Source organism: Halomonas sp. MCCC 1A11062 (assembly GCF_021404355.1).
In the GTDB taxonomy this organism is placed as follows: Bacteria; Pseudomonadota; Gammaproteobacteria; order Pseudomonadales; family Halomonadaceae; genus Halomonas; species Halomonas aerodenitrificans.
Map to the genome: position 1 here is coordinate 197,757 of NZ_JABFTW010000007.1, position 16,029 is coordinate 213,785.

Consider the following 16,029-nt stretch of genomic DNA (forward strand, 5'->3'; position numbering starts at 1 on the left):
ATTCAGCCTCGAGGATGATGGTCGGCGTGCAGGGCTTCGAGTCGCGCCTGCGCAACGTGGGTGTAGATCTGCGTGGTCGACAGATCGCTGTGACCGAGCAGCAGCTGTACGACACGCAGATTGGCTCCATGATTCAATAGATGCGTGGCGAACGCGTGCCGCAGCGTATGCGGCGACAGCGGTCGCGTGATTCCCGCCGTGCGCGCATGGGCCTTGATCCGGTGCCAGAAGGTCTGGCGTGTCATGCAGTTGTCGCCACGTCCGGGAAAAAGCGCGGGGCGTGTCGTGTCGTTCATCAGCGCCCCACGGGCACTGCGCATGTAGCGTGTCAGCCAGTGTACGGCCTCCTCCCCCAGCGGGACCAGCCGATCCTTGTCGCCCTTGCCGCGCACCCGCACCACACCCTGACGCAGGTTGACGGCATCCACGCTGAGCCCCACCAACTCCGACACTCGCAGGCCGCAGCCATACAGCACCTCGAGCATGGCGCGGTCGCGCAGACCGAGATCGGTACCGAGATCCGGCGCCGCCAGCAAGCGCTCCACCTCGTCCTCGTCGAGGGTGTCCGGCAGATTGGGCCGTACCCGCGGCAGGCGCACTTCGGCCAGCGGGTCGCGCTCGATGCGACCCTCGGCCAGCGCCCAGCGATAGAAGCCGCGCAGACTGGAGAGCAACCGGGCATTGCTGCGCAGCTGGTAGCCGGCGCTGCGCCGCTCGTCGAGCCAGGCGGGCAACAGCGTCTGGTCCGGTGCCAGCAGGTCGCCGCCCGCCTCGTCCAAGCATCCCGCCCAGGCCTCGAGATCGCGTCGATAGGCCGAGAGCGTGTGCTCGCTCGCCCCGCGCTCGAGCCACAGAGCGTCGAGGAAGGTCTCGATCAGGGTCAGGGATCGGGCGTCATGGGGCATGCCCTATTCTCCATACACAGATCTGCAAACCATACGCAGGCCTGGAACCCATGCGCAGGCACGGCCTGAAACGACGAAGCCCCGCCCCGCGTGAGCGGTGGCGGGGCTTGCGGCATAACGAAACCACGAGCGGGCCGGACTCGGGCACGACCCGCGCACGCTTTCGTTACGACAGCTTTTCCTTGATACGGGCAGACTTGCCGCTGCGCTCACGCAGGTAGTACAGCTTGGCCTGGCGCACGTCGCCGCGACGCTTGACCTCGACGGAGTCGACCAGCGGGCTGTAGGTCTGGAAGGTACGCTCGACGCCCACGCCGTGGGAGATCTTGCGCACGGTGAAGGCGGAGTTCAGGCCGCGGTTGCGCTTGCCGATCACCACGCCTTCGAAGGCCTGCAGACGCTCACGGTTGCCTTCCTTGACCTTGACCTGCACGATCACGGTGTCACCCGGGGCGAAATCCGGCACCTGCTTGCTCATCTGCTCGGCTTCGAGCGCCTGGATCACCTTGTTCTTGCTGCTCATGACAAAACTCCTCACTATTCGGCGCCGCCGCTCCTTGCAAATAAACGGCGGCGCGTGATCCCGGCGCCCGAGCCTGGCTCGAGAGCGCGGGAGATGATGGGTGACGCAGGTCCACGATGCATGGCCCCCAGGGCTCAGCGCCTCGCGTCCTGCACCTCCGCCCTGTCACCTGACAGGGCGTATTCTTCGATGAACTCCTCGAGCAGCTTCTGCTGCTCGGCGCTCAACGTCCTGCCTTCCAGCAGGTCGGGGCGCCTCAGCCAGGTCCGCCCCAGCGACTGCTTGAGCCGCCAACGTCGGATCTCGCCATGATGGCCGCTGAGCAGCACCTCCGGCACCCGCCGCCCGTCGATCTCTTCGGGGCGCGTATAGTGCGGGCAGTCCAGCAGCCCCTCATTGAAGGAGTCCTCGACCGCGGAGTCCTGATGTCCCAGCACACCGGGAACCAGTCTTGCCGCGGCGTCGATCAGTACCATGGCCGGCAGCTCACCGCCGCTGAGCACATAGTCGCCGATCGACCACTCTTCATCGATGTCGCTCTCCACGATGCGCTCATCGATACCTTCGTAGCGCCCGGCCACCACCACCAACGGTGGGCCGCAAGCCAGCTCGCGGGCACCCTGCTGGTCGAGCCTGCGCCCCTGGGGCGACAGGTAGATGACCCTGGGTCGCTGGCCGGTGGCCTCGCTCGCCCGCTGACGAGCGGCATGGATGGCCGCGCGCAAGGTGTCGACCTTCATCAGCATGCCGGGGCCGCCGCCATAGGGCCGGTCGTCCACGGTGCGATGCCTGTCGGTGGCGTAGTCGCGCGGGTTCCAGAACTCCAGCGCCACTCGCCCCTGGCTGACCGCTCTCCCGGTGACACCGTGCCGGGCGATGGCCTCGAACATCTCGGGAAACAGCGATACCACACCGACCCACATGTCCGGTGCTGCGCTCGCCCCGGCCTCTGTCTCGAGGCTCAAAAGTCCGGGTCCCAGTCGACGGTCATGGTGCCACCCGCCAGATCCACCTCGACAATCACCTCGTCGGGCAGGAAGGGCAGCAGACGCTCACGATCGTCGATGGCCGGCGGCTCCCCCTGCGGGTTGCCCCTGACCACCAGCACGTCGTTGGCGCCGGTTTCGAACAGATAAGCGACACGCCCCAGCACCGTACCCTCGCGAGTCACGACCGTGAGCCCTTCGAGCTGGTGCCAGTAGTATTCGTCGCCTTCGAGCTGTGGCAGCTCGGTCTTGGGCAGCAGGATTTCGGCACCTGACACGCGCTCGGCGGCCTCGCGCGAATCGACGCCTTCCAGCAGGGCCACCAGGCCCTTGCCGTGACGCCGCCCCTGCAGCAGACGATGGCGACTCAGGGTGCCACCCTGGCGCAGCACCCACTCGGAGTACTCGAGGATGCCGTCCATCGGGCCGGTATGGGAGTAGACCTTGAGCCAGCCCTTGACGCCGTAGGGGCTGGTCAACTTGCCCAGCACTACATGGTCGTCGCGTTCGCTGCGTGCGGCCTGCTCGCTCATGACATCACCGAACTGCACAGGCTCAGGCCTGCTTGCGGGCTTCCTTGACCAGTTCGGCCACGCGGTCGGACATCTGTGCGCCCTGGTCCTGCCAGTGAGCAACGCGGTCCAGATCGACGCGCAGGCGCTCTTCCTGACCGCGAGCGATCGGGTTGAAGAAGCCCAGACGCTCGATGAAACGGCCGTCGCGGGAGTTGCGTGAATCGGTCACGGTCAGGTGGTAGAAGGGACGCTTCTTGGCGCCACCACGTGCCAGACGAATGGTAACCATGGCGTTGACTATCCTTCGGTTGAGGTTACGTTTAATACCGATGCGCCGGCCCCGGCGAACGGCCAGGGTACTCGGCTTCTGCCAGGAAAGCGGGTCCGTGGACCCGCTTTCGCGTCATTCGGTCACTTTCTTTGCAAGTGCTTTTACAAGCGTGCAGCCGGGCATTGCCACGGTCCTGCCATGAAGACGCAGCATTCTACGGAAATCAGCCCCGCTTTGAAACCCTTTTTCGAGCCTCTCGGGCACTGCCCATGGAATCGCCCCTCTCTGCCCCTCACTGCGTAAGCCACAGTGCGGCTCAGCGCCAGGGGAAGCCGCCGGGGCCGCCCATGCCGCCCATCCCGCCGCCGGGGCCACCCGGGCCGCCACCGCCCATCATGCCGGACATGCCGCGCATCATCTTCTGCATGCCGCCTTTCTTGCCTGCCTTCTTCATCATCTTCTGCATCTGCTTGTGCTGCTTGAGCAGACGGTTGAGATCGGGCACCTGGAGGCCTGCACCGGCAGCGATACGGCGCTTGCGCGAGCCGTTGATGATCTCGGGCTTGCGCCGTTCCTGAGGCGTCATCGAGTTGATCAGCGCCTCGAGCTTGCCCAGCTCCTTCTCGGGACCGGGCCCCTGGGCCAGTTCGGCCATCTGCCCCATGCCCGGCAGCTTACCGAGTAGCCCCCCCATGCCGCCCATTTTCTTGAGCTGCTGCAGCTGGTCGCGGAAGTCCTCGAGGTCGAAGCCCTCGCCCTTCTTGACCTTCTTGGCGAGCTGTTCGGCCTTCTTCTTGTCGACCGTGCGCTCGGCCTCCTCGATCAGCGACAGTACGTCGCCCATGCCGAGGATGCGCGATGCCACCCGATCCGGGTGGAAGGGCTCCAGGGCGTCGATTTTCTCGCCCACACCCATGAACTTGATCGGCTTGCCGGTGATGTGGCGCACCGACAGCGCAGCACCGCCGCGGGCGTCGCCGTCGGCCTTGGTCAGGATCACGCCGGTCAGCGGCAGCGCCTCGTGGAACGCCTTGGCCGTGTTGGCGGCGTCCTGACCGGTCATGGCGTCGACCACGAACAGGGTTTCCTGCGGCTGGCAGGTGCGGTGCAGCTCGGCGATCTCGGCCATCATGGCCTCGTCGATGGCCAAGCGGCCGGCGGTGTCGACGAGCACCACGTCATGGAACTGGATCTTGGCGTGCTTGATCGCCGCCTCGGCGATGGCCACCGGCTTCTGGTCGCTGCGCGAGGGGAAGAAGTCGACCCCGACCTCACCGGCCAGGGTCTCGAGCTGGTCGATGGCTGCCGGGCGATAGACGTCGGCGGAAACCACCAGCACCTTCTTCTTCTCACGCTCCTTGAGGAAGCGCGCCAGCTTGGCCACCGAGGTGGTCTTGCCCGCACCCTGCAGGCCGGCCATCAGCACTACCGCAGGGGAGCCCTTGAGCGAGAGCCCTTCGTTGGCCTCGCCCATGATCGCCTCGAGCTCCTGCTGGACGATCTTGACGAACTGCTGCCCCGGCGAAAGGCTCTTCGACACCTCCTGGCCCACGGCGCGCTCGCGCACGCGCTCGATGAAGGCCTTGACCACCGGCAGGGCGACGTCGGCCTCAAGCAGCGCCCGGCGCACTTCACGCAGGGTGTCCTTGATGTTGTCCTCGGTCAGGCGTGCCTGACCCTTGATGGACTTGAGCGTCTGGGAAAGGCGCTCGCTGAGGTTCTGGAACATAAGCCACTCCGGCTGTCAGGCTGTCGGCTCGGGGCGATGCCTCACGGAGTTCGGGAGGCATCTGCGACAAGGGGTCACATAGGTGGTGACACGCTGGCGCACGCTGAGGAAACAGCCCTGATAAAGCGGTTTGAAGAGTCTGGGCCACATTATACGCGCTGCGGCGGTCAGTCTCCATGCATGCGCTCCCCGTCCACGGCTGTGCGCCGCAGCGAGGATTGGGTATAGTGGCCTCGGCAGACTCCATCCACCGAGAGGCACTGACGCTGGCGACGGCGCACGGACGACACTGATGCAGGCGCTTCCTCTGGCCCTCATGGCCTTCCTTCTTTATCTGGGCGCAGCCTCCTGGCAAGGGCTTACGCTGCTGCGGCGCGTGCCGCAGCGCCCGGCTCTGGTTCGCGTCCTGGGTCTGATGGGCCTGCTGTTCCACCTCCCGGTAGCCTTCAAGCTGATCGACCAGAGCCCCGGCCTGATGCCCGGACTCTCCACCAGCGCGGTGATACTGACCGCCATCATGGTCCTTCTGCTGCTCGGCGTGAGCCTGGCCAAGCCGGTGCTGAGCGTGGCCGTCGGACTGTTTCCGATCTCTGGCATCGCCCTGCTGCTGGCCGTGGGCCTGCCGAGCCCGGAGCGCACCGGCGGCATGACCCCGGGTATCGCCCTGCACGCCATGAGCTCGGCACTCGCCTTCGGCGTTCTCTTCATCGCCGCCTGCCAGGCGGTGCTGCTGGGGCTGCAGAATCATGCCCTGCGCCACCACCATACCCGTGGCGTGGTACAGGTATTGCCGCCGCTGACCACCATGGAGCGGGTGCTGTTCGAGCTGATCTGGGCCGGCATGGCGCTGCTGACCCTGTCGATCCTAAGCGGCTTCGCCTTCGTCGAGAGCATGTTCGCCCAGCATCTGGCCCACAAGACCATCCTCTCGCTGGCGGCCTGGGTGATCTTCGCCATACTGCTGGTCAGTCATCACATTCTGGGCTGGCGCGGCATGCGCGCCGTACGCTGGACCCTGGGCGGCTGCGCCGTACTGCTACTGGCCTATTTCGGCAGCAAGTTCGTGCTCGAAGTCATCCTCAACCGCACCTGAAGCGCAGGTCGCCTTGACACTGCCGGAGCGAATCCCTACAAACGGGGCTGACACGCCAGCGAGGATCCAACGACCTTGAGCGACGACTTCCCAGTGGGATTGCTGTTCGGCCTGCTTTTCCTGCTCATCTGCCTTTCCGCTTTCTTCTCGAGCTCCGAGACCGGCATGATGTCGATCAACCGCTACCGGCTCAATCACGAAGCCAACAGCGGCGACAGTCGAGCTCGTCGGGTCCTGCGGCTACTGGCGCGCCCGGACCGGCTGATCGGCGTGATCCTGATCGGCAACAATCTGGTCAACAATCTGGCCGCCGCCATCGCCACCGTGCTGGCCATCCACTTCTTCGGCGAGGTCACCGGCCCCGCCATCGCCCCGCTGCTGCTCACCATCGTGATCCTGATCTTCGCCGAGGTCAGCCCCAAGACCTATGCGGCGATCAAGCCGGAGCGCATCGCCTACCCCGCCTCGCTGATACTGGAGCCCTTGCTCAAGCTGCTCTATCCGCTGGTGTGGCTGGTCAATGCGATCTCCAACGGCCTGCTCAAGCTGACCGGCATCAAGAGCATCGAAGGGGGCGGCGACAGCCTGACCCGCGACGAGCTGCGCACCGTGGTGCACGAGGCGGGCACGCTGATCCCCCATCGCCACCAGGCCATGCTGCTGTCGATCCTCGATCTGGAGAACGTCACCGTCAACGACATCATGGTGCCGCGCCACGAGGTGGTAGGCATCGACCTCGACGACGAGCTGGAGACCATCCTGACCCAGATCCGCACCAGCCAGCACACCCGCCTGCCGGTGTTCAAGGGCGACATCAACAACATCATCGGCATGCTGCACCTGCGCAATGCGGCACGTTTCCTGTCCCGTGACGAGGTGACCAAGGCCTCGATCGTGCAGGAGGCCCGCGAACCCTACTTCATTCCCGAATCGACGCCGCTACATACCCAGTTGCTCAACTTCCAGAAACAGAAACGCCGCATCGGCATCGTGGTGGACGAGTACGGCGACGTGGAGGGGCTGGTCACGCTGGAGGACATTCTCGAGGAGATCGTCGGCGAGTTCACCACCGACGTGGCCGGGCAGGATCAGGAGATCCATCGCCAGGACGACGGCAGCCACGTGATCGACGGCACCGCCAATATCCGCGACATCAACCGTACCCTGGGCTGGAAGCTGCCCACCGATGGCCCCAAGACCCTCAACGGCCTTATCCTCGAGCACCTGGAAGCCTTCCCCGACGGCCCGGCCTGCCTGCAGATCGGTAGTGTACGCATGGAAATCATCGAGGTGCGCGACAATTTGATCACCTCGGCGCGCTGCTGGCAGACGGTTCGAAGCAGCCGCCAGCGTCAGCCTTGATCAGCGCCTGGGAGCGCCAAGGCTGTGCCGGCAGGCCCAGCCGTCCGCCTCGCCCTTGAGTACGCGCACCTGCGCCTCCAGGCGCTCTCGCCGCGCTAGCCTGGGCGGAATCGGCTTGCCGAAATAGAGTGCCACCCGGGCCCGGAAGCGGTGCGGCCGTTTAGACAGTGCCGGGCCGTTGCAATGGGAGGTCCACGAGCCCCACAGGCCGGCCAGGCCGGCGGGAATCACCGGCACCGGGTCCCGGGCCAGAATCGTCTCCAGCCCGCGTCGGAAGGCATGTACCTCGCCATCCGGCGTCAGGCGGCCTTCGGGGAACAGCATCACCACCTCGCCGCTGCGCAGTGCCCGGCTGACCTCCTCCAGCGCACGACGCACGCTACCGGGGTCGCGCCGGTCGGACTCCACCGGAATCGCTCCCACCAGGCGGAACAGCCAGTTGAGCCATGGCGACTCGTAGATCGGGCGGTCCATCAGGAAGCGCAACGGGCGTGGGCTCGCGCCGCCGATCACCAGCGCATCCATGAAGCTGACATGGTTGCACACCACCACCGCCGCTCCCTTGGCGGGAATATGCTCGAGCCCGCGCAGGCGCAGCCGATAGCAGCAGTGGACCAGCAGAAAGATGAGATAGCGAATGACCGGACGCGGCTTGCGCACCATGTGCCAGCCGCCGGCGGTCAGCATGACGGCAAGCAGCCCGTACAGGACGAGATTCACGCGATATCGGACCTATGCTTCAGGCCGGCGAGGATGGTGGAGAGCAGTTGGTCGAGGAGCTCCGGCACCTCGAGCTGCTGCCCCTGCCAATAGCCCAGACGCTCATTGAGACCAAGCTGTACCAGACCGTGCACGCTGCCCCATAGGGTGCGCCCTAGGCGCCTGGCCTCGAGATCGCCAAGCGCCGGCTGATACTCCTTCAAGCCGTTCTCCACGCGCAGGAACAGTGCCTCGATCATGTCGGATTGGCGCTGGTCGAGCTCGCCCTCCTGGGCCAGCGGATAATCGAACAGTAGCTGCCAGCGGAACGGCTCGCGTTGGGCGAACTGCCAGTAGGCCAGCGCCAGGGAGCGCATCTGCCGTTCCGGCGCCACGCCCTCGGTCAGCGGCTCGATGACCATGCGCAGGCGCGCCAGCGTCTCGATGTTCACATGCTGCAGCAGGTTGCCGAAGCTGCCGTAGAGCTTGAGCAACGTACTCGGCGCACAGCCCACCTCACGCGCCAGGGCTCGCAGCGAGAGCGCGTGTACGGGATTGCTCTGCAGCCAGTCATCGCATGCTGCCATGACCTGGGCATGGAGCGCTTCGGGCGCATGCTGTCGGGGACGAGCCATCGAGTTCCTCGCAGAACGTTACCAATCTCGTGAGCGGATTACTTCGCACGGTAGCGTAGGATAGCGCACATCGAACACTGTTTTCGACCATTGCGAGTGAAGCCTTGTTCACTACCCCTCGACTTGGCTACCCTGACGCCACCCCGATACCCGGAGATTCCATGGCCGGCCGCCTGTACATTCCTCAGCTCGACCTCGCTCGACTGCTACCCGGGCTGTGCCAGGAGACTCCCCTGCTGACCGGCGCCAACGTGGCACCCAGGCGCACGCTGACGCATATTCGTCTGGAAGCGGACAGGACCTGCACGAGGCCAGTGTTCTGGGGGCTGACCCCCGCCTGGCTGAGCGTGCTCGACCACGCCCCCCACTGCGCCCGCGCCGAATCCCTCGACGCTCGCCCCATGTTTCGCGAGGCCTTCGGCGCTCGCCGCTGCCTGGTGCCGGTCGGCGGGGTCTATCTGTGGAAGGTGCAGCCTCGCTTCAAGCAGCCGTTTCTGGTCACCCGGGTCGATCGCGCCCCGCTGCTGCTGGCGGGCATCTGGTGCCGCTACCACACGACGCTGACCGAACACACCGACTCGATGGCACTGGTGACGGTACCGACCAACGACTTCCTGGCTCCGCTGGGCGACCGGCTGCCGGCGCTGATCGCTGCCGACGACGCCCAGCGCTGGCTCGACCCCGACACACCGGTGGAAACGGCACGGGCGCTGCTGCGCCCCGCGCCGAGGGAACTGTTGGGCGCCTTTCCTGTATCAAGAAGGGTCAACGATCCCAACAACCAGGATCCCGCCTGCGCACACCCCACAGGCCCCATGTTGCGCTGGAACGAACAGGAGACATGATGCTCAAGCCCCAACCGACTCTGCCAGGCCGTGGCCCTCGGCGCCCTCTGCCCTGGCTTGCCGGCCTGCTGCTTACCGGCCTGCTGCTCCCGGGCCTGGTCCAGGCGCAGCAGGCCGAGGAAGCGGCACATGACTATGAAGAGGCCATCGAGGAGGTCATCGAGCCCCACGTCAGCCCCCATGACGAACGCGACTACCGGGTAGTGACGCTCGAGAACGGCCTGACCGCACTGCTGGTCAGCGACGTGACGGCCGACCGCGCCGCCGCCTCGATGAACGTTGGCGTGGGTAGCGCTCAGGATCCGGACGATCTGGCCGGGCTGGCGCACTTCCTCGAGCACATGCTGTTTCTCGGCACCGAGCCCTTCCCCGAAGCCGATGCCTACCAGGGCTATCTGCGCCGTCACGGAGGCAGCCACAACGCCTTCACCGCGCCGCAAGACACCAACTACTTCTTCGAGGTCGAACCCGCCGCGCTGCCCGGCGCTCTGGATCGCTTCAGCCAGTTCTTCCTCACGCCGCTGTTCAATGCCGATCAGTTGGAGAGCGAGCGCAATATCGTGCACTCCGAATACATGGCGCGCATCCGCGACGATGGCCGCCGTGAGAACGACGTGCTCAATCAGGTGCTCAATCCCGCCAACCCCACCACGGGCTTCTCGGTGGGCAGCCGTGAGACCCTGGCCGACCCGCCCGCCGGCGAGCCGACCCTGCGCGAGCGGGTGATCGAGTTCTACGAGCGCTACTACGACGCCAACGTCATGCACCTGACGCTGGTGGGTCCGCAGCCGCTGGACGAGCTGGAAGCAATGGTGGCCGAGCGCTTCGCCGATATCGCCGATCGCGGCCTGGAGCGCCCGGTGATCGAGGAGCCGCTGATCGACGAGACGGCGCTGCCGCGCCATGTGGAGCTGCAGTCGGTGCGCGACAGCCGCCATGTGCGCTTCATGTTCCCGGTGCCGGATTCGCTCCAGCACTACCGTCACAAGCCCGCCGACTTCCTCGCCCATCTGCTCGGCCATGAAGGCGAAGGCAGCCTGTTCGCGGTCCTGCGCGACGCCGGTCTGGCCGACGGTCTCTCCGCCGGCGTGGGCCGTGGCGACGAGCGCCACGCGCTGTTCACCGTCAGCGTCAGCCTGACGCCGGCCGGGGCCGAGCGCATCGACGAGATCGAGGCCACCCTGTTCGCCGCCATCGAGCAGATCCGCGAACAGGGGCTGGAGGCGTGGCGCTACGACGAGCAGGCCCAGCTCGCCGAGCAGCAGTTCCGTTTTCAGCAGCATGGCTCACCGCTGCAGAGCGCCATGCGGCTGGCCATGAACCTGGCGCGCTTCCCGGTGGAAGACGTGCAGTACGCCGCCTATCGCATGGACGGCTTCGAGCCCGAACTGATCGCCACCTATCTCGACGCCCTGCGCCCCGAGCTGCTGCTGCGGGTCTACAGCGGTCCCGAAGTGGAGGGCGAGCAGACGTCACCCTGGTTCAATACCCCCTGGCGTGAAGTGGAGCCCGAGGCGAGCACCGCTCAGCCCCTGGCGGGGCTCGCCCTGCCAGCGCCGAATCCGTTCATCGCCGAAGACCTGGCCCTGCTCGACCAGCAGGACGAACGACCCGCGCAGTTGCTGGAGGAACCGGGCTTCGAGCTCTGGCACATGGCGGATGCCAGCTTCAACACGCCCAAGGTCGAGTGGCGCTTCAGCCTGCAGAATCCCACGGCCAGCAGCGACCCGCGGCATGCCGTCCTGGCCCACCTGCTGGCGGGCTGGCTGGACGACAGTCTCAACGAGGAGTTCTATGCGGCGCGACTGGCCGGCCACGATGTCGAGGCCTACCCCCATGCCCGCGGCATCACGCTGGCCTTTGCCGGCTGGCGCGACCGTCAGGACCGGGTGATGCGCCGCACCCTGGAGCAGCTGCGCCATGGCGACATCGACGAGGCCAGCTTCGAGCGCGTGCGCTATCGCCTGCAGCGCGAATGGCGCAATGCCCCGCAGGCAGCGCTGTTCCGCCAGGGCCATCGCACCCTGGCCGAAGCGCTGATGCGTCCGCAGTGGCCGACCCAGAGCCTGCTCGACGCCAGCCGAGAGCTGACGGTGGACGATCTGCGCACCTTCCGCGACGCCTTCCTCGGAGAGCTGCGCCTGCAGGCGCTGGCCCTCGGCAACCTGGATGGCGAACTGGCCAAGCGCGAGGGACGGCTGGTCGCCGAGATGCTGGCCCCCACGCTGGAGAAAGAGGCGATCCCCGACCTGACGCCGCTGCGCATCGACGAGGCGCTGCCCATCCTGCACCCGCATACGACGCGCGAGGAGTCGCTGGTGCTGCGCTATCTGCAGGGCAGCGACCGCTCGCTCGACAGTCAGGCGCGCCTGGCGGTGCTGGGGCAGTTGATCGACACGCCCTTCTATCAGCGCCTGCGTACCGAGGAGCAGCTGGGCTACGTGGTCAGCGCCGGCTACTCGCCGCTGCTGGACGCCCCGGGGCTCAGCCTGCTGGTACAGTCCCCCGACGTCACCAGCGACGAGATCAAGCAGCACATCGACGCCTTCCTGGTGGAGTTCGGCCAGAGCCTGACGGCGCTGGACGACGCCGACCTGGCCCCCTACCGTCAGGCCGTGCATGACGGCCTGCTGCAGCGCGACACCAGCCTTGCAGGGCTGACCAACCGCCTGTGGCGCGCGCTGTCGTTCGGCGATACCGGCTTCGACCGTCGCGAGCGGCTGGCTCAGCGCGTCCTGGCGGTGACGGCCGACGATCTGCGCGAGACCTGGCCGAGCCTGACCGAGCGCTCCATCGCCACCATCGCCTACGATCCGGGCGACGAGCCCAGCGACGTTGCCGCCCTCACCCGGCACCTGGAGCCGTTGCCCGAAGCCGACGACTAGAACCGAACCGAAACCGAACCGAAACCGAACCGTAGAACGCACTGCGCCCGGCCATTGGCCGGGCGCAGTCATGTCTGGCCGTATGTCGTCAGCCGAAGGCCTGAGCGGGCATCATCGCTTCCACATGCATCACCAGCTCCTCGAGAATCGCCCGGTCGCGGTCGCTCAGCGCCACCTGATTGAAGCGCTCGATCTCACGGGCGAAGTCCCTCAGGGTGAAACCGGCCACGGCAGCATCGTTCAGACGATCCCAGCGATACGCCTCCCAGCGCGCCTGCTCCTCGCTGCTCAGGGTGTCGGGATAGCTGCGCGCGCGATAGCGGAACAGCATCTCCTCCAGCCGGGGATCCTGAAAGGCAAAACGCGCATCGACCAGATCCCAGGGCGAGGCGTCACGCACCCGCTGCATCTCCTGGCGATCGGCGGGGGAGAAGAAGCCGCCGCTGTAGAGCATCAGGTCGGGATCGTGGGGGCCATCGGGCGGCGCCTGAGCGAACACCTCGGCGGCCTTGCCCCCAACCTCGGGACTGGCCATCAGGCGCTTCCAGTTGGCCCGACAGGCTGCCAGGTCGAGCCCCAGGCGCTCGACGATCTCGCCGTATTCGCCCTGACGCGGACCCTCGACGTCCTTGAGCGCCGCCGCGGGCAGGATCACCGGACTGCGATTGATGTGGATGACCTTGAGCGGGATGCGCGCCTCGCCCTCGGCGAGGTCGTCGCTGCTGACGAACACGCGCTGGCGGATCTGCTCGGCGCTCATCTCGATCAGCGCCTGAGGATCCACCGAGAGGTCGTAGACGATCACCCCGTTGGGGTTGGTGGGATGCTCCGCCAGCGGCATCACCAGCGCGCTGCAGCCGCGGCTGGCCGGGTAGCGCCGCGACACGTGCAGCACCGGCTTGCGCCCCGGCACGTCGAGACGCTTGGCCACCTCGCGCTTGCTGCGCAGCGCCAGCAGGTAGTCGAACAGGCGTGCGTTGCGCTGTCTGAGCAGCCGCGCCAGGGCGATGGTGGCACGCACGTCGGCCACCGCGTCGTGGGCGCCCTCGTGGGCGATGCCGTTGGCAGCGGTCAGATCCTCGAGGCGGAAGCTGGGCGAGCCGTCCTCACGCTTCGGCCAGGCGATGCCCGCGGGGCGCAGAGCATGGAAAGCGCGCACCGCATCGATCAGGTCCCAGCGCGAGTTGCCGTTCTGCCACTCCCGGGAGTAGGGGTCGAGCAGGTTGCGGTAGAACAGGCAGCGGCTCACCTCGTCATCGAAGCGCAGCGAGTTGTAGCCCAACGCACAGGTGCCGGGTTCGCTCATCAGCGCGTGGATGCGTCCGGCGAACTCCGCCTCGGGCAGACCGCGGCGACGCGCCTGCTGCGGCGTGATACCGGTGATCAGGCACGCCTGCGGGTGGGGTAGATAGTCGTCCGCCGGTTTGCAGAACAGCTCGACCGGCTCGCCGAGCTCGTTGAAATCGCTATCGGTACGGACTGCGGCAAACTGCGAAGGGCGATCGCGCCGCGGGTCGGCGCCGAAGGTTTCGTAGTCGTGCCACAGGAAGGTCATCGGGGCGGCATCTGGCTTCGCCATGGGCGCGGTGTCTCCTGACTGCGTCCTGAGCGGCACAGCCTAACACAGCCCCGCGGACGACTCAGCCGAGGAAGCAGCGGGCACCGCTCGTACGACTAGCGAGTCGCAGCCGGACTCGTTCAGCCGCCGTCTAACTGCGCGGCAGCGTGACGTTGAGTTCCAGCACCGAACAGTTGTCTTCACTGTCCAGGCTGATGTTGATGGCGTCGTCGTCCACCTGGACGTAACGGCGAATCACCTCGAGCAGCTCCTTCTCCAGCATCGGCATGTAGTCGGGCTGGCCACGCTGGCTGCGCTGATGCGCGACGATGATCTGCAGCCGCTCCTTGGCTACCGAGGCGGTCTTCTTTCGTTCTCGCTTCAGAAACTCCAGCAACTTCACCGGCGACCTCCTCCGAACATACGGCTCAGCAGGCTCTTCTTCTGGAACTCGTGGAAGCGCAGCGGCACTTCCTCTCCGAGTAGACGCGAGACGGTATCCATGTAGGCTTGCCCCGCATCGCTGTTGTCATCGTGGGTCACGGGCACGCCCTGGTTGGAAGCGCGCAGCACCGCCTCGGATTCGGGAATCAGGCCGATCAGGTCGATGGCCAGGATTTCCCGGATATCGTCGAGGTTGAGCATGTCACCGTGATCGACCCGCGCCGCGTTGTAACGCGTGATCAGCAGGTGCTCCTTGACCGGATCCTCGCCGCGCTCGGCGCGCCGAGTCTTGGAGGCGAGCAGCCCCAGGATGCGATCGGAATCGCGCACCGAGGAGACCTCGGGGTTGGTGACCACGATTGCCTCATCGGCGTAGTACATGGCCAACTGGGCACCGCGCTCGATGCCGGCCGGGGAGTCGCACAGGATGTAGTCGAAATCCTTACCCAGGTTCTCGAGTACCCGCTCGACGCCCTCGGAGGTCAGCGCATCCTTGTCGCGGGTCTGGGAGGCCGGCAGGATGTGCAGGTTGTCGACTCGTTTGTCACGAATCAGGGCCTGATTGAGTCCGGCTTCGCCCTGGATCACGTTGACCAGGTCGTAAACCACGCGACGCTCGCAGCCCATGATGAGATCGAGGTTGCGCAGCCCCACGTCGAAGTCGATGACAACGGTCTTGTTGCCTCGCAGCGCAAGCCCAGTGGCGATGGCCGCTGCGCTGGTGGTCTTGCCGACCCCTCCCTTGCCTGAGGTCACTACGATGATCTTGGCCAAGTTACACATTCCTTTGAATGGACGATGGATGACGAAAATAGAGCGCGGCGCGACTAGTCCAGCGAGGTGATGCCCAACTGGGCATCGCGCAGCACGACCTGTACCGAGGAGCCAAGCAGGTGCGGGTCGATGTCTTCGAGACGCTTGTAGGTGCCTGCCACCGAGAGCAACTCGGCGCGCAGTTCACGGCAGAAGATACCCGCGTCGGTATCGCCATGAATGCCGGCCAGCGCACGACCGCGCAGGGCGCCATAGACATGGATACTGCCTGCCGCCAGCACTTCGGCACCAGCGTTGACGGCCCCGATGACCACCAAATCGCCTTCCGGAGCGCTGACCTGCTGGCCGGAACGCACCGTGCCGCGATAGATACGACCGCCGCTTGCCACTCCGGGTTGCTTCGCCGCCTCCGGTGCCGGCGCTTCGGTAGATGGCACCTCCTCGAGCGTGCGAGCCCGCGTGGCATCGGTGGGCGGGAACCAGCCCAGCCCCAGCGCCCAGGCCGACTGCTTGACGGGATCGGCACCACCGCGCACGGCCACCGGCAACAGCTTGTGGGTGCGACACACGGCACAGATTCGCTCCAGGGCCAGGTGGGGCTCATCCAGCTTCTCTACGCTGAGAACGACAGGTGTATGCTGAAAGAATGCGGGGGATTGGCTGAGCTTGCCTGACAGCTGCTCACGGATGCGTTCGGGGTCGGCGCTTGCCAACTCCATGACCGTCATGGGCAGCATGCCCCCCTTGAAGGTGAATGCCATCTCTGCCCTGTCCACTTTGAGGCTCATTGCCGGACTCCACTGGG

At 66.2% G+C, this 16,029-nt stretch carries 16 protein-coding genes; 4 read left to right on the forward strand and 12 right to left on the reverse strand.

Annotation, left to right across the window (positions count from 1 at the left end; genetic code table 11):
- Positions 1–2: 2 nt before the first annotated feature.
- From xerD to ffh, 6 genes are all read right to left on the reverse strand, one after another.
- The gene (gene xerD / locus HOP58_RS10140) at positions 3–884 is read right to left on the reverse strand and encodes a site-specific tyrosine recombinase XerD (RefSeq protein ID WP_234260246.1); all 882 of its coding nucleotides are present in this window, start codon (positions 882–884) and stop codon (positions 3–5) included.
- A gap of 187 nt (positions 885–1,071) precedes the next feature.
- Positions 1,072–1,428: a 50S ribosomal protein L19 gene (rplS, locus tag HOP58_RS10145; protein ID WP_010630212.1), complete on the reverse strand. Its 357-nt coding sequence runs from the start codon at positions 1,426–1,428 to the stop codon at positions 1,072–1,074.
- Positions 1,429–1,562: 134 nt separating this feature from the next.
- Positions 1,563–2,351: a tRNA (guanosine(37)-N1)-methyltransferase TrmD gene (trmD, locus tag HOP58_RS10150; RefSeq protein ID WP_234260247.1), complete on the reverse strand. Its 789-nt coding sequence runs from the start codon at positions 2,349–2,351 to the stop codon at positions 1,563–1,565.
- A gap of 38 nt (positions 2,352–2,389) precedes the next feature.
- Complete coding sequence (rimM, locus tag HOP58_RS10155) at positions 2,390–2,947, reverse strand: ribosome maturation factor RimM (protein WP_026038340.1); 558 nt, start codon at positions 2,945–2,947, stop codon at positions 2,390–2,392.
- A 22-nt stretch (positions 2,948–2,969) separates the two neighbouring features.
- Positions 2,970–3,218: a 30S ribosomal protein S16 gene (gene rpsP, locus HOP58_RS10160; protein ID WP_010630215.1), complete on the reverse strand. Its 249-nt coding sequence runs from the start codon at positions 3,216–3,218 to the stop codon at positions 2,970–2,972.
- Between the two features lie 298 nt (positions 3,219–3,516).
- Positions 3,517–4,929: a signal recognition particle protein gene (gene ffh, locus HOP58_RS10165; protein ID WP_010630216.1), complete on the reverse strand. Its 1,413-nt coding sequence runs from the start codon at positions 4,927–4,929 to the stop codon at positions 3,517–3,519.
- A 292-nt stretch (positions 4,930–5,221) separates the two neighbouring features.
- Here ffh and ccsA point away from each other — a divergent pair, with 292 nt between their 5' ends.
- The gene (ccsA, locus tag HOP58_RS10170) at positions 5,222–6,022 is read left to right on the forward strand and encodes a cytochrome c biogenesis protein CcsA (RefSeq protein ID WP_234260223.1); all 801 of its coding nucleotides are present in this window, start codon (positions 5,222–5,224) and stop codon (positions 6,020–6,022) included.
- Between the two features lie 75 nt (positions 6,023–6,097).
- The gene (locus HOP58_RS10175) at positions 6,098–7,384 is read left to right on the forward strand and encodes an HlyC/CorC family transporter (RefSeq protein ID WP_234260224.1); all 1,287 of its coding nucleotides are present in this window, start codon (positions 6,098–6,100) and stop codon (positions 7,382–7,384) included.
- Here the strand turns inward: HOP58_RS10175 and HOP58_RS10180 are convergent, their stop codons facing one another.
- Positions 7,385–8,104 (reverse strand): 1-acyl-sn-glycerol-3-phosphate acyltransferase, encoded by a 720-nt coding sequence (locus HOP58_RS10180; protein ID WP_010630219.1) that lies wholly within the window; start codon positions 8,102–8,104, stop codon positions 7,385–7,387.
- Positions 8,101–8,718, reverse strand: coding sequence for a TetR-like C-terminal domain-containing protein (locus HOP58_RS10185; RefSeq protein WP_010630220.1), 618 nt, complete (start codon positions 8,716–8,718; stop codon positions 8,101–8,103). The genes HOP58_RS10180 and HOP58_RS10185 overlap by 4 nt, the downstream gene beginning before the upstream one ends.
- Positions 8,719–8,879: 161 nt before the next feature.
- Between HOP58_RS10185 and HOP58_RS10190 the strand changes: the two genes are divergently transcribed.
- Entirely contained in the window at positions 8,880–9,563 is a 684-nt protein-coding gene (locus HOP58_RS10190; RefSeq protein ID WP_234260225.1) for an SOS response-associated peptidase, read from the forward strand.
- Positions 9,560–12,448, forward strand: coding sequence for an insulinase family protein (locus HOP58_RS10195; RefSeq protein ID WP_234260226.1), 2,889 nt, complete (start codon positions 9,560–9,562; stop codon positions 12,446–12,448). The genes HOP58_RS10190 and HOP58_RS10195 overlap by 4 nt, the downstream gene beginning before the upstream one ends.
- An 88-nt stretch (positions 12,449–12,536) precedes the next feature.
- On the opposite strand, the gene sbcB is transcribed toward HOP58_RS10195, so the two are convergent.
- The 4 genes from sbcB to minC form a co-directional block, all read right to left on the reverse strand.
- A complete protein-coding gene (sbcB, locus tag HOP58_RS10200; protein ID WP_234260227.1) occupies positions 12,537–14,027 on the reverse strand; it encodes an exodeoxyribonuclease I in 1,491 nt (496 codons plus the stop codon).
- A 130-nt stretch (positions 14,028–14,157) separates the two neighbouring features.
- Positions 14,158–14,409, reverse strand: a complete 252-nt coding sequence (gene minE / locus HOP58_RS10205; RefSeq protein ID WP_010630224.1) for a cell division topological specificity factor MinE — start codon at positions 14,407–14,409, stop codon at positions 14,158–14,160.
- Complete coding sequence (gene minD, locus HOP58_RS10210; RefSeq protein ID WP_010630225.1) at positions 14,406–15,224, reverse strand: septum site-determining protein MinD; 819 nt, start codon at positions 15,222–15,224, stop codon at positions 14,406–14,408. The genes minE and minD overlap by 4 nt, the downstream gene beginning before the upstream one ends.
- Before the next feature lie 53 nt (positions 15,225–15,277).
- Positions 15,278–16,012, reverse strand: coding sequence for a septum site-determining protein MinC (minC, locus tag HOP58_RS10215; RefSeq protein WP_234260228.1), 735 nt, complete (start codon positions 16,010–16,012; stop codon positions 15,278–15,280).
- Positions 16,013–16,029 lie beyond the last annotated feature (17 nt).